Genomic DNA, 12,428 nt, shown 5'->3' with positions numbered 1-12,428 from the left:
TCGCGGGCCGGGTGGGTGACCGGTCGCGGGCCGGGTGGGTGACCGCTTTCAGGCCAGCTGGGCGATCAGGACCACCGCCGGGGGCACCGCCTGGCCGAGGGCGCCGCGCCAGAGCCTGGGCTCGGAGACGAAGAGGGTGATCCCGCCAGCGATCATGAAGGCGCTGACGTAGACGACCACCGCGCGGCCGGCCGTCTCGTGGCGGGTGTGCAGGGCGGTGACGCCGGCGGCGAGGCCGAGCGCCAGGAACAGGTTGTAGAAGCCGACGTTGAAGCGCCAGAGCCGCACCTCGGGCGCGTCCGCCGTGCTGCCGGTGAGCAGGTAGCGGACCCGTGGGTGCCCGTAGAGGAAGCTCTCCAGCGGCCACACGATCACGTGGATCGCGGCGGCGAGCAGGGCGAAGAGCTGGCTGACGGCGTTCATGGGGGCTCCGCGTTCAGGGGGACGGGCTCGGGCCGGGCGGGGGATCAGCGCCGCGGCGGCGGGTGGACGACCGGGAACGCCCAAAACGGGGGCTCGGGGACGGCGGACGGTCCGCCGGGCGTGGCCGGGCCCTGGACGGGAACGACCTGGGTCGGCGGCCCGCCCGACTGCCAGGCGTCGTCCGACCCGGACGCGGGGCCGCCGGCGATCGCCGCCCGCAGGTCGGCGACGAACGCCAGGCAGTCGGTGTAGCGCTGGTCGGGGGCCTTGGCGAGCGCCCGGGCCACCACGGCGTCCACGGCGGCGGACAGGTCGGGGCGGTGGTCGCGCAAGGCGGGCGGCGGGTCGTTGAGGTGGGCCCAGAGCAGCGCGAGGTCGCTCTCACGGCGGAACGGCGGCGCTCCGGCGAGCATCTCGAACACCACGCAGCCCAGGCTGTACTGGTCGCAGCGGCCGTCCAGCGGCCGGCCGGAGATCTGCTCGGGCGCCGCGTAGTCCAGGGTGCCGACGATCTGGCCGACGCTGGTCAGCCCGCTGAGCGAGAGCGACTTCTTGGTGAGGCCGAAGTCGGCCAGGTAGAGGTGCTCGGGGTGGTCGCTGTCCGTCCCGGCGGCGACCAGCACGTTGCCGGGCTTCACGTCCCGGTGGACCAGGTCGCGGTCATGCGCGGCGTCGAGCGCCGAGGCGATCTGCAGCGCCAGCCGGGCCGCCCGTTCGGCCGGGAACGGGCCGCCACGGTTCATCAGGCCGCGCAGGTCGCCGTTCTCGACGTAGCGCATCGCGATGAACAGGATGCCGTCGGCCTCGCCCGCCTCGAACACCGGGATGATGTGCGGATGGTCGATCGCGGCGGCAGCCTCCGACTCGTGCATGAACCGCTGGCGGAAGACCTCGTTGCGGGCCAGTTCGGGCGCCAGCAGCTTGACCGCGACCGTCCGGCCCAGCCGCAGGTCCTTGGCCCGGTAGACGACCGCCATGCCGCCCCGCCCGATCTCGGCCTCCAGCCGGTAGCCGGCCACCTGGCGGCCGACCATGCCGGACGGCAGGCTCGGGGCGCTCTCCGTGGCGCGCGGGGGAGCGGACGCCGTTCCGTCGCGGTCCGGGCCGTCCTGGTCCCGGCCGTTCGGTGCCGTGCCGTTCGGCCCATTTGGCTCATTCACCCTATTCAGCCCATTTGGCGCGTTCGGTCCGTTCGGTCCGTTCGGTCCGTTCGGTTCCGTGCCGACCTGGTCCGGGTCGGCCTCGTTCGGGCGGGCCGCGTTCGGGCCGTTGGGCTCGGGTCCGTCCGGCTTCGCGCCGCCGGGCCGGTCGTGGGGGATCACGGCTCGCCCGTCCGGGTCGGTTCGTACGCGCCGGGCGGGGCTGGCGGCACCGACTTCGGGTGCCCGGACACGGCGTAGGTCTGGAGCTGGAGGCCGTCGCAGTAGCACCAGCGGTCGTGCACCGGATCGAACACCCAGAGCGCCTCGCCGGCGATCACCAGCCCGATCCGCAGCCCGCGCGAGCGTTCCTGGAAGGTCGCCAGGTCGGCGCCGCCGGCGGCGAGGTCCTCCAGCAGGGAGCGGTAGCGGGCCAGCACCCCCTCGGCCTCGGCCAGCGCCGGGCGCGGGTCGGCCGTCCGGGCGGGCGGGCCGGTGGCGGCGGGCGGCGCGTCGGGGAGGGCGACCAGCAGCCGGCCGTCCACCCAGGTGGACCAGCCGTTGGAGCAGAGCACCTGCCCCCAGTCGCCCTGCCGGCCGATCAGCCGGACCGGCAGCAGTGGGTCCAATGGGGTGGAGGGCATGCCCGGGTCCGGCGCCGCCCAGGTAGCCATCCCGTCGGGCGGGGCGACGTGGGTCGGGCGGAACGCGAACTCGTCCATGGGCGGCTGCCTGTCTCCCGGCTGCTTCTCGTCGGGCTGCTTCCGGGGTTCTCGCTACTTCGTTGCTTCCGTTGCTCCCGCTATTTCCGCATGATCGCCGGCTCCTGCCGGCGCAGCAGAGCCAGCACGGCGAAGAACAGCACCGTCGACAGGCCCACCAGGATGCCCATACAGCGCAGCCAGCGGGCGCGGTCGGGGCGGAACAGCGGGTCCGCGGTGATGGCGGTCGGGAAGATCGTGTGCAGGTCGACGGTCTGGGCCATGGCGGCCAGACCCCAGCGGGAGGGCACCAGCCAGGCGAACTGCTCCAGGCCGGGCACCCCGTGCAGCTTCAGCATGGCGCCGCTGAAGACGATCTGCACCACCGAGAGGAGCACCAGCATCGGCATGGTGGCCTCTTCCTTGCGGACCAGCGCCGAGACCAGCAGGCCCAGCATCATGGCCGAGAAGGAGAGCATGGCGACGGCCAGGATCAGCTCGGCCAGCGGCGGCAGCACGACGCCGCTGTGCACCCGGACCCCGGTGGCCAGCGTCGGGCTGAGGTTCACCCCGGCCAGGCCGACGGTGGTCAGCACGGCGGCCTGGGCCACCGTGATCGTGCCGAGCACCACCACCTTGGAGACCAGGTACGCCGATCTGGACAGCCCGACCACCCGTTCGCGCTGGTAGATCGGCCGCTCCTTGACCACCTCGCGGACGGCGTTGGCGGAGCCCGTGAGCAGCCCGCCGATGCAGAGCGTGAGGACGACGTTGATGGCGTTGTCGGAGGAGATCCGGGAGCCGGCCATCGCCCGGCACATCACGCCGATGATGAACGGCAGGGCGATCATCACGGTGAGGAAGAGCCGGTCCGCGGCCAGCACGGCGGTGTAGCGGCGGACCAGCGTGGCCAGCTGGGAGAACCAGCCCTGCGGCTTCTCCCGCCCGAAGGGGCTCCCGGCCTCGGCCGGGTGGGCGGCGGGGACGACCGGCACGGAGCCGGTGGCCACGTACCGCTGGTACTGCGGGGACTCCCGGTACCGGCGCTGCCAGGCGGCGTGGTCCTCGCTCTCGAACGCCTCGAAGGCCTCCGGCCACTCGGAGTAGCCGAAGAACTCCAGCGCCTCGCCGGGCGGGCCGTAGTAGGCGGTGCGGCCGCCGGGGGCCAGCACCAGCAGCCGGTCGCAGACGGACAGGCTCAGCACGCTGTGGGTGACCACGACGACCGTGCGGCCGTCGTCGGCGAGGCTGCGCAGCATCGTCATCACCGAGCGCTCCATGCCCGGGTCCAGGCCGGAGGTCGGCTCGTCCAGGAAGAGCAGCGAGGGCTTGGTGAGCAGCTCCAGGGCGACGCTGACGCGCTTGCGCTGGCCGCCGGAGAGACTGGAGATCACCAGGTCGGCGCGGCCGTCCAGGCCGAGTTCGTGGATCACCTGGTCGACCCGGGCCTCCCGCTCCTCCTTGGTGGTGTCGCCGGGGAAGCGCAGTTCGGCCGCGTAGGAGAGCGCGCGGCGGACGGTGAGCTGGGTGTGCAGGATGTCGTCCTGCGGCACCAGGCCGATCCGGCGGCGCAGCTCGGCGTAGTCGCGGTAGAGGTCGCGCCCGTCGTAGAGGACGGTGCCCTCGTCGGCCGGGCGCAGGCCGGTGAGGGCGTTGAGCAGGGTGGACTTTCCGGCGCCGCTCGGGCCGGCCACCGCGAGCAGGGCCTTCTCGGCGAGCGGGAAGCCGACGTCGTCCAGCAGCACCCGGTGGTCGGGGCCGACCCGCACCACCAGGCCCTGGACGTTGAGCGAGATCTCGCCGGTGTCGGTGTACTCGACCAGCTCGTCGCCGGAGAGGCAGAGCGCGGAGTGGCCGATGCCGATGATGTCGGCGGGGCCGACCGGGGCCCGGGTCACCGGGCGGCCGTTGAGGTAGGTGCCGTTGTGGCTGGTGAGGTCGACGATCTCGTGGCCGCCGTCGGGGAGGGTACGCAGCTCGGCGTGGTGGCGGGAGACGAGGAGGTCGTCCAGGACGAGGTCGTTGTCGCCCGCCCGGCCGATCCGTGCCGTGCGGCCCGGCAGCCGGATGATCGCGCTGGGCTGGCGGAAGACGCCGGAGGCCTGCGGGGCGACCAGCGAGGGCCGCTCGGCGGCGGCGGGCGCGGGCAGGCCGGCGAAGGTCGCGGCCGGGCCCTCGGCCGGGTCGCCGAACCGCAGCCGGGTGCCGGGGACGACGTCCTCCTGCTGGATCCGGCGGCCGTCGGCAAAGGTGCCGTTGGTGCTGCCGACGTCCTCCAGCTGCCAGTGGCCGTCGGTGGTGTGCAGCACGGCGTGGTGCCAGGACACCCGGGGGTCGTCGAGGACGATCTCGCTGGTCGGGTCGCGGCCGACGTGGTACGCCCGGCCCGGGTCGATCAGCTGCGAGTCCGTGTCGGTGACAAGAACCATTGGCGGCGCGACGGGCGCGCCTGCGCGCTCTCCCATGGTTGGAGTCTAGTCCGGTGGGGCGGGCGCAGCAGGGTGGAGCGGGCCCGGCAGGCTGGGGAATTGGACTGGACCACTGGATGTGCACCGGGCCGCCGCCCTATCGTTCGGGGTGCCGCCCCGCCCTTCGGGGGTGCCGCCCTGTCATTGCTGTGCACGACTCCTCGCGAGCCCCGGGGCGGACACATGAGCGTCTGGCCGCAGTTGCGCGACTCCCGGCTCGTCCGGGTCGGCCGGGCTTCCGGAACGGTCCTGCGCTGCGGGCTGATGGACACCATGCTGGCCGACCTCTCCGTCTCGGTCGTCCTCTTCTTCGAACAGGCCCTGGACGAGGACCGGCTCGCCGCAGGGCTGGCCCGGGCGCTGGAGCGGGTCCCGGTGTTCGCCGGACGGCTGCGCACCGTCGGCGGCGCGCTGGAGGCCGTCTGTGACGACTTCGGTGTTCCGATGGACAGTTACGACGTGGACGGCACCCTCGCCGAGGCGATGGGCCGGGTCACCTCGGCCGGCGGGCAACTGGTCGACCCGGTGGACGCCCCGGCCGCGCGGGCCGGCGGCGTCCCACTGCTGACCGTCCGGCTCACCCGGCCCTCGGGCGGCGGCACGGTGCTCGGCCGCTCCTGGCACCACGCGATCGGCGACCTGCAGAGCTTCATGCTGCTGATGCACGCCTGGTCCGCCGCGTCCGAGGGTGCGGAGCTCCCGGAGGCAGAACTGACGGAAGATCCATGTCGGGGATCAGGTCCTCCCGGCCGAACGCGAAGGCGGCGGCGCGGCAGTGCACCGGCGCGTTCTCGATGATCTCCCAGGTGGTCGAGGTGAAGTCGACGGCGGCCTGCGGCACCCCGGCGCTCTTCAGCGCCTCCGGCACCGGGGTACCGGCGCGCAGCAGCTCCAGGAAGTCCTCGACCGGCTTCGGGTCGGCGCCGGCCTGCCGCATGCCCTCGACGTAGAGCTCGAAGTGGCTGGTGTAGCCCTCGCCGAGCTCGTCGCTCTCCTCCACCAGGACGATCTCGTTGATCAGCCGCCGGCTGGCGGTCGGGCCGTCCGGGACCCACGGCACGTCGACGTTGGTGAGCTCGCGCTGGAGGCTCTTCAGCAGCGACATGAAGTCCCAGACGGCGAAGACGTGCCGGTCCAGGAACATGCGGACCCGGCCGATGCTGTTCAGGCCGCAGTAGACGGTGTGGCCGACGACCTCGCGGCGCAGCGGGTCGATCGCCTGCTGGAGGCTGGTCAGGCCGGGGTGTGAACGATCCCAGTGGTAACGGTTGTTGGACATGTGAAGCTCCCTCACGGGTGGGGCAGGATTCTGTCACGCTGAAGACACATCGCAAAGAGGTTGCGCCGCAGCCGAGTTACTTCCTGACGGTCCGAGTCCATGACGGCGCTACTTCATGACGGCGCTACTTCATGACGGCGCTACTTCATGACGGCGCGCAGCGCGTGCCGCAACTGCTCGCGGCCGGGCTGGAGGGCGCGGTCGAGCGCGGGGGCGAAGGGGAGCACCGCGCCGTCCGGGCGGGTGATCCGGCGAGGTGGCGCGATGAGCCGCATCTCCTCGGCGGCGGTGGCCAGTATCTCGGCGCCGATGCCGCAGCTGCGGTTGGAGTCGTCGACTCGCCCGGAGTTGCGATCAGTGGTGGAGAAATGGGTCGGAGGCACGTCGCCATCCCCTGTTCGAGGCCGACAGCGCAACCAGGTTCTTCGCCGGTATCTCCGGGCCTGGCCCGGCCGGCCGGGGCGACCGCCCCGGCCACGGGGCCGCGCCACGCCCCCGCCACGTGCCGCGGGGGCGTCCACGCACGGTCCCTCAGGGGCGCCGGCGGTCGTTGAGCCGGGCGGCCCGGCGCGTCAGGTGGTCGCGCTCGGCGAGGTCGGGCGCCTTCCGGGCCGCCTCGGCGTACAGCCGTGCCGCCGTCGCCACGTCGCCGTCGCGCTCGCGGAGGTACGCCGCCACCGCGGTGTGGCGGGGCAGCGCGTCGTCCAGCGCCGCGAGCGCGGCCAGGCCGGCGCGTGGTCCGTCGGCCTCTCCGACGGCCACCGCCCGGTTGAGCCGCACGACCGGGCTGTCCGTCAGCTGCACGAGCTCGTCGTACCACTCGACGATCTGCACCCAGTCGGTCTCCTCGGCGGTGGGCGCGTCGGCGTGGAGTGCCGCGATGGCGGCCTGGGCCTGGAACTCGCCCAGCCGGTCGCGGGCGAGGGCCGCCTGCAGGATCCCGACGCCCTCGGCGATCGCCCTGGTGTCCCACCGGGCGCGGTCCTGCTCGGCGAGCGGCACCAGGCTGCCGTCGGGTGCCGTCCGGGAGGCGCGCCGGGCGTGGTGGAGCAGCATGAGGGCGAGCAGCCCGGCCACCTCGGGGTGGTCGACCTGGGTCGCGAGCTGCCGGGTGAGCCGGATGGCCTCGGCGGCGAGGTCGACGTCGCCGGAGTATCCCTCGTTGAAGACCAGGTAGAGGACGCGCAGGACGGTGGCGACGTCGCCGGGCCGGTCGAGGCGCGTGCCGGAGACGGTGCGCTTGGCCCGGCTGATGCGCTGTGCCATGGTCGCCTCGGGCACCAGGTAGGCCTGCGCGATCTGGCGGGTGGTCAGCCCGCCGACGGCACGCAGCGTGAGCGCGACCGCGGACGACGGCGTCAGCGACGGGTGGGCGCACAGGAAGTAGAGCTGGAGCGTGTCGTCCACCGCGGGTGCGGGCCCGGGCGCCGGCTCCTCGTCGACGAGGTCCTCACGGCGGCGGCGGGCGGCGTCGGACCGGGTCGCGTCGAGGAACTTCCGCCAGGCCACGGTGATCAGCCAGCCCTTCGGGTCCCGCGGCGGGTCGGCCGGCCAGACGCGGACCGCCTCGACCAGCGCTTCCTGCACGGCGTCCTCGGCCGCCGCGAAGTCGGCTCCGCGGCGGACGAGGACGGCGAGCACGCTCGGTGAGAGGCTCCGGAGCAGGGCCTCGTCCATCGATGAGGTCACTCCGTGATGGTGGGCGGCGCGGACAGGAAGGGGCGCAGCTCGAGCCACTCGTGGATCGGCTTCCCGCCCGCCCCGGGGGCGGCCGACAGCTCCCCGGCCAGTTCGACGGCGCGCTCGTAGCTGTCGACGTCGATCACCATCCAGCCGGCGATGAGGTCCTTGGTCTCGGCGAACGGGCCGTCGGTGACCGGCGGGCGCCCCTCGCCGTCGTACCGGACGAACGTCCCCCCGGGGGCGAGTGCCTGACCGTCGACGAACTCACCGGTCTTCTCGAGCCGGGCCGCGAAGTCGTTCATGTACTGCACGTGCGCCGAGATCTCCTCCGGAGTCCACTGGTCCATCGGCACGTCGTTGACCGAAGCCGGGGCGCCACGGTAGTGCTTGAGAAGCAGGTACTTGGCCATCGTGTTTCTCCTCGGTACTGGTGCGGCCCATTGTGGTCGCTCTCAGTGCGGGGACGGAGCCGGCCACCGGTTCTCGACATCGCGGTCGGAATTATTTTGGCGCCCGGGGACGAGCCGGGTGAGCCGCCTCGCGGCGCTCCGGTCCACGGCGCGGCGCGGCGTGGCGCGAGGTCGGGACGGAACGAGGTCCGGTGCCGTGTCCGGCAGGCCCCGCCCGGACGCCGGGGGCCCGGGCACAACGCGGGCCCGCCCCTCGCCGCCGGTCACCTCACCTCCCACTCATGCCGCCTCCGGTGCGGGCCCGGCCGTGCGGGCAGAGACTGGTGGTGGATCCTGCCGCCGAGGCTGGGAGAGCCATGCTGCTCGGACTCACCACCGCGCTGGTCGCGACCGTCTGCTTCGGCTTCGGGTCGGTCTTCCAGGCCCGCGGCGCCCGGTCGGCTCCCCGGGCGGACCGGGTGCGGGTCGGGCTGCTGGCCGCGCTGGCCCGCTCCTGGCAGTTCCTGCTCGGCACCGGCCTGGACATCGCCGGCTTCGCGTTGAGCATCGTCGCGCTGCGCACCCTCCCGCTCTTCCTCGTCCAGGCGGTCACCAACGCCAGCCTGGCCGTCACCGCGCTTGCCGCCGCCCGGCTGCTCGGCGCCAGGCTGCGCCGCTCCGACCTGGCCGGGATCGCGGCGGTGGTGGCCGGTCTGACCCTGCTCGCGCTCGGCTCCGGCCACGAGGGCCGCGACCACGCCCCGCCCGCCTTCCACTGGTCGCTGCTGGCCACCACGGCGCTGATGCTGCTGCTCACCTTGGTGCTGGCCCGGCGCAGCGGCAACGCGGCGGCGGTCGGCCTCGGACTTCTCGCGGGCGTGGGCTTCGGTGTGACCAGCCTGGCCGTGCGCGTCCTGGACACCGCCGGCCCGGCGGATGTCTTCACCGATCCGGCGGCGTACGCGCTCGCCGTCGGCGGGCTGGGCGGCTATCTCGCGTACGCGCTCGCCCTGCAACGCGGGACGGTGACGGCGGCGACGGCCGCAGGGACGGTCGCCGAGACCTTCGGCCCGGCCCTGGTGGGGGTGGTCGCGCTCGGGGACGCGGCGCGCCCCGGCTACGGCTGGTGCGCGCTGACCGGCTTCGCGGTCGCGGTCGGCGGCACCTTCGTCCTCTCCCGCTTCGGCGAGGTGGAGCCCGAGGTGGGCCCCAGTGCCCGTCCGGCGCCGGACGAGGCCGCCGAGGCCGCGCTGCCACCCCGGTAGGCCGGCGGACGGCCTCAAGCACCTCGAACGACACCTGCGCACCCGAACGACACCTGCGCTCGCCGAACGGCACCCGTGCCCCGAACGGTGCCCGGTCGCCCGGACGGCGCTGCCGTGCGAAGGTGGCTTGCCGGGCAAAACATGACGGACCGAACACACCGGACGAACCGAGCAGGCACAGGCCACACGGCACAGGCCATGCAGGGCACACGCGCCGGACGCACGTTCGGGACCCCCGCGCCCGACCCGGCCGACGGCGCGGCGCGCACAGAGCGGCAGGAGCCATGACGGACGAAGCCCAGCACTCCTTCCGGAAGCCATTCCGGAAGCCCCGCCGGCCCGTGGCCGACCCGCCGGTGGTCCTGGTGACCGGCGCTTCCTCGGGCATCGGCGCCGCCACGGCGACCCGCCTCGGTACGGCCGGCTGGCAGCTGCTCCTCTCCGGAACGGATCGCGCCCGCCTGGACGATGTCGCCGCCCGCACCGGCGGCCGGGCCCTGCCCGAGGACCTCGCCAAGCCGGACGGCCCGCAGCGCCTCGCCGAATCCGCCCTCGCCGCCGCCGGCCGGGTGGACGCGCTGATCGCCAGCGCCGGCCTCGGCTGGCGCGGCCCCTTCGCCGAGACGCCCACCGACACCCTGGACCGGATGATCGAGGTCAACCTCGCCGCCCCACTGCGTCTGGTCCGCCTCCTTCTGCCCGGAATGCTGGAGCGCGGCCGCGGCCGGATCGTGCTGCTCGGCTCCATCGCCGGCCAGGTCGGCGTGCGCGACGAGGCCGCCTACGCCGCGACCAAGGCCGGGCTGGCGATGTTCGCCGAGAGCCTCTGGTACGAGCTGCGCGGGACGGGCGTCGGCGTCCGGATCGTGCTGCCGGGTGCGGTCGAGACCCCGTTCTTCGCCCGTCGCGGCACCCCGTACCAGCGCGAACGCCCCCGCCCGGTCACTCCCGAACTGGTCGCCGAGACAGTGTTCGCCACTCTCACCACCGCCTGTGACCGGCCGTTCGTCCCGCGCTGGCTCGGCTTCCCGGCCCGGATCCACGGCGTCGCACCTGGGGCGTTCCGGCGGATGGCCGCCCGGTTCGGCTGAGGCAGGCGCCGATGGACCGGGCCCGTACCGTCCGCCGGGCCGCCCTGGCGGTGGCGGGCGTCCAGTTCGTCCACCTCTCCCCGGCCGCCGTCCGCCTGACCGCCGTCCGCCGTACGGTGGCCCGCCGCACCGCCGGGTACGGCACCGAACCCCGCCATGTGGCACTGACCTTCGACGACGGCCCGGACCGGCGCAGCACCCCTTACATCCTCGACGCCCTCGACGGCATCGGAGCCCGCGCCACCTTCTTCCTGCTCGGCGCGATGCTGGAACGCGCCCCGGGCCTCGGCCGCGAACTGGTGGCCCGCGGCCACGAGGTGGCCGTCCACGGCTGGCACCACCGGCAGCAGTGGTACCCGGCCCCGGGGCGTGATCTGCGGGAGCTGCGCCGCGCCACCGAGGCGGTCACCGGGCTCTGCGGTGCCCGGCCGCGCTGGTACCGCCCGCCCTACGGCGTCCGCACGGCCGGCCCGGCGCTGGCCGCCCACCGCCTCGGCCTGCGCACCGTCCTCTGGACGGCCTGGGGCCGGGACTGGACCGACCGCGCCACGGCCGACTCCGTCTTCGCGACCGCCCGCCCCGGCCTCACCGGCGGCGCCACTCTGCTGCTCCACGACTCGGACTGCACCTCGGCCCCCGGCTCCTGGCGCGCCACCCTCGGCGCCCTCCCGCTGATCGCCGCCCACTGCCGGAGCCACGGCCTGACCCTCGGCCCGCTGCGCGACCACGGCGTGCCGTGACGCGCCGGGCGGGCGGCCGTAGCCCCACGTGCTCCGGCCCACGTGCTCCGGCCCACGTGCTCCGGCCCACGTGCTCCGGCACCGCCCGATCCGGCCCCTGCTACCCGCCCTGCTCCGGCCTGCTACAGCCCTGATGCCGCTCTGGTACAGCCCTGCTAGAGCCCCACCCGCTCCAGCGCCGCCGCGAAACCCGTCCGCCATCCCTCGGGGGAGGCGCCGGGCGAGGGGGCCGGGGAGGGGCGGTCCAGGGCGGCGAGGGCGTTGCGGACGACCTCGGCGGGGCCGGCCGAGGTCACGTCGGCGTGGCCCAGCTCCAGTTCGTGCTGGAGGTTGTCGCGGCCGTGCCCCTGGACGACGTCCAGCAGGAGCAGTCGGCGGCCGAGCGCCCGCGCCTCGCTGCAGGTGTCGCCGGAGCTGGTCACCACCAGGTCGGCGGCGGTCATCAGCGCCGGGATCCGGTCGGTGTACCCGAACGGGTGCAGGTTGGGGCGGGGCCCGGCGGCGTGCCGGAGCCGGCGCTCCAGCTCGCGGTTGCGGCCGGCCACGGCGAGCACGTGCGGCCCGGCGTCCGCCAGCGAGGCCGCCGTCCGGGCGAGCGGGCCGAGGCCCCAGGACCCGGACATCAGCAGCACGCACCGCGCGTCCGGCGGCACACCGCACTCGGCCCTGGCCTGCGCCCGCCCCGGCGGGCGGTAGAACGGCTCCCGCAGCGGCGCGGGCAGTACGGCGACCGCCGCGTCGGGGTGGTAGCGCCGCACCGCGCACGCGGCGACCTCGGAGGTGACCAGGAAGAGGTCGGTGCCGGCCTGCACCCAGAGCCGGTGGGGGGTGACGTCGGTGCAGAGGACGAGGTGGCGGAAGACGGGCGCGCCGTGGTCCCTGCCCAGCCGGTTCACCGCCGAGGTCGCGGTGGCGAACACCGACACCACCAGCTCCGGCCGCTGCTCGGCGACCAGCTTCCGCAGGGCCGGCACCAGCCGGGTCCGGGCCGCCGCGTCGGCGAGCAGCGCGATCCGGGCGCCGGGCCGCAGGGCGGAGAAGTGGAAGGCGTCGTAGACCCCGGGCAGGCCGAGCAGCCGGCGGAAGACCAGCTCCCCGGCTGCGCCGGACCGTTGACCGAGCAGGGCCATCGCGTCCACGGTGCTGGTGGTCCACCCGCGGTCGTGCAGCGAGTCCGCGCAGGCCTGGGCCATCACGTCGTGGCCCTGTCCGAGTGAGCCGGAGACCAGCAGCGCGTGCGGCACCGGGCG

The 12,428-nt window shown here is 74.5% G+C and carries 12 protein-coding genes and 1 pseudogene; 4 read left to right on the top strand and 9 right to left on the bottom strand.

Annotated elements, in window-relative coordinates; genetic code table 11:
• Positions 1-48: 48 nt before the first annotated feature.
• From OG286_RS04435 to OG286_RS04420, 4 genes are all read right to left on the bottom strand, one after another.
• On the bottom strand, positions 49-423 hold the full coding sequence (locus OG286_RS04435) for a DUF1304 domain-containing protein (RefSeq protein ID WP_396322230.1): 375 nt from the start codon (positions 421-423) through the stop codon (positions 49-51).
• A gap of 44 nt (positions 424-467) precedes the next feature.
• Entirely contained in the window at positions 468-1,457 is a 990-nt protein-coding gene (locus OG286_RS04430; protein ID WP_396322392.1) for a serine/threonine-protein kinase, read from the bottom strand.
• Positions 1,458-1,741: 284 nt separating this feature from the next.
• Positions 1,742-2,284, bottom strand: a complete 543-nt coding sequence (locus OG286_RS04425) for a hypothetical protein (protein ID WP_396322231.1) — start codon at positions 2,282-2,284, stop codon at positions 1,742-1,744.
• Between the two features lie 80 nt (positions 2,285-2,364).
• Positions 2,365-4,728: an FHA domain-containing protein gene (locus OG286_RS04420; protein ID WP_396322232.1), complete on the bottom strand. Its 2,364-nt coding sequence runs from the start codon at positions 4,726-4,728 to the stop codon at positions 2,365-2,367.
• A 186-nt stretch (positions 4,729-4,914) separates the two neighbouring features.
• Between OG286_RS04420 and OG286_RS04415 the strand changes: the two are divergent.
• Positions 4,915-5,370: pseudogene (locus OG286_RS04415) on the top strand (acyltransferase); the annotation flags it as partial.
• A gap of 10 nt (positions 5,371-5,380) precedes the next feature.
• Here the strand turns inward: OG286_RS04415 and OG286_RS04410 are convergent.
• The 4 genes from OG286_RS04410 to OG286_RS04395 form a co-directional block, all read right to left on the bottom strand.
• Positions 5,381-6,010, bottom strand: a complete 630-nt coding sequence (locus OG286_RS04410; protein WP_405363051.1) for a DUF3050 domain-containing protein — start codon at positions 6,008-6,010, stop codon at positions 5,381-5,383.
• Positions 6,011-6,150: 140 nt separating this feature from the next.
• Positions 6,151-6,393: a hypothetical protein gene (locus OG286_RS04405; RefSeq protein ID WP_396322233.1), complete on the bottom strand. Its 243-nt coding sequence runs from the start codon at positions 6,391-6,393 to the stop codon at positions 6,151-6,153.
• Positions 6,394-6,541: 148 nt separating this feature from the next.
• Entirely contained in the window at positions 6,542-7,687 is a 1,146-nt protein-coding gene (locus OG286_RS04400) for an RNA polymerase sigma factor (protein ID WP_405363887.1), read from the bottom strand.
• A gap of 8 nt (positions 7,688-7,695) precedes the next feature.
• Positions 7,696-8,103, bottom strand: a complete 408-nt coding sequence (locus OG286_RS04395) for a YciI family protein (RefSeq protein ID WP_396322234.1) — start codon at positions 8,101-8,103, stop codon at positions 7,696-7,698.
• Positions 8,104-8,459: 356 nt separating this feature from the next.
• On the opposite strand from OG286_RS04395, the gene OG286_RS04390 reads away from it, so the two are divergent.
• The 3 genes from OG286_RS04390 (at position 8,460) to OG286_RS04380 (ending at position 11,178) form a co-directional block, all read left to right on the top strand.
• Positions 8,460-9,347 (top strand): DMT family transporter, encoded by an 888-nt coding sequence (locus OG286_RS04390; protein WP_396322235.1) that lies wholly within the window; start codon positions 8,460-8,462, stop codon positions 9,345-9,347.
• 284 nt (positions 9,348-9,631) lie between these two features.
• Entirely contained in the window at positions 9,632-10,438 is an 807-nt protein-coding gene (locus OG286_RS04385; protein WP_396322236.1) for an SDR family NAD(P)-dependent oxidoreductase, read from the top strand.
• 11 nt (positions 10,439-10,449) lie between these two features.
• Positions 10,450-11,178, top strand: coding sequence for a polysaccharide deacetylase family protein (locus OG286_RS04380; protein ID WP_396322237.1), 729 nt, complete (start codon positions 10,450-10,452; stop codon positions 11,176-11,178).
• Positions 11,179-11,333: 155 nt separating this feature from the next.
• Here the strand turns inward: OG286_RS04380 and OG286_RS04375 are convergent, their stop codons facing one another.
• Positions 11,334-12,422: an MGDG synthase family glycosyltransferase gene (locus OG286_RS04375; protein ID WP_396322238.1), complete on the bottom strand. Its 1,089-nt coding sequence runs from the start codon at positions 12,420-12,422 to the stop codon at positions 11,334-11,336.
• Between the last annotated feature and the right edge of the window lie 6 nt (positions 12,423-12,428).

It is taken from the genome of Kitasatospora sp. NBC_00039 (assembly GCF_045160625.1).
Taxonomy (GTDB): domain Bacteria; phylum Actinomycetota; class Actinomycetes; order Streptomycetales; family Streptomycetaceae; genus Kitasatospora.
This window is presented reverse-complemented; position numbering and strand designations above follow the sequence as displayed.

What these genes read in the sequence shown, in the direction of transcription:
- OG286_RS04435 (WP_396322230.1), bottom strand. Translation starts at nt 423, where the DNA reads ATGAACGCCGTCAGCCAGCTCTTCGCCCTGCTCGCCGCCGCGATCCAC.
- OG286_RS04385 (WP_396322236.1), top strand. Translation starts at nt 9,632, where the DNA reads ATGACGGACGAAGCCCAGCACTCCTTCCGGAAGCCATTCCGGAAGCCC.
- OG286_RS04380 (WP_396322237.1), top strand. Translation starts at nt 10,450, where the DNA reads ATGGACCGGGCCCGTACCGTCCGCCGGGCCGCCCTGGCGGTGGCGGGC.
- OG286_RS04400 (WP_405363887.1), bottom strand. Translation starts at nt 7,687, where the DNA reads ATGGACGAGGCCCTGCTCCGGAGCCTCTCACCGAGCGTGCTCGCCGTC.
- OG286_RS04420 (WP_396322232.1), bottom strand. Translation starts at nt 4,728, where the DNA reads ATGGGAGAGCGCGCAGGCGCGCCCGTCGCGCCGCCAATGGTTCTTGTC.
- OG286_RS04390 (WP_396322235.1), top strand. Translation starts at nt 8,460, where the DNA reads ATGCTGCTCGGACTCACCACCGCGCTGGTCGCGACCGTCTGCTTCGGC.
- OG286_RS04395 (WP_396322234.1), bottom strand. Translation starts at nt 8,103, where the DNA reads ATGGCCAAGTACCTGCTTCTCAAGCACTACCGTGGCGCCCCGGCTTCG.
- OG286_RS04410 (WP_405363051.1), bottom strand. Translation starts at nt 6,010, where the DNA reads ATGTCCAACAACCGTTACCACTGGGATCGTTCACACCCCGGCCTGACC.
- OG286_RS04425 (WP_396322231.1), bottom strand. Translation starts at nt 2,284, where the DNA reads ATGGACGAGTTCGCGTTCCGCCCGACCCACGTCGCCCCGCCCGACGGG.
- OG286_RS04430 (WP_396322392.1), bottom strand. Translation starts at nt 1,457, where the DNA reads ATGGTCGGCCGCCAGGTGGCCGGCTACCGGCTGGAGGCCGAGATCGGG.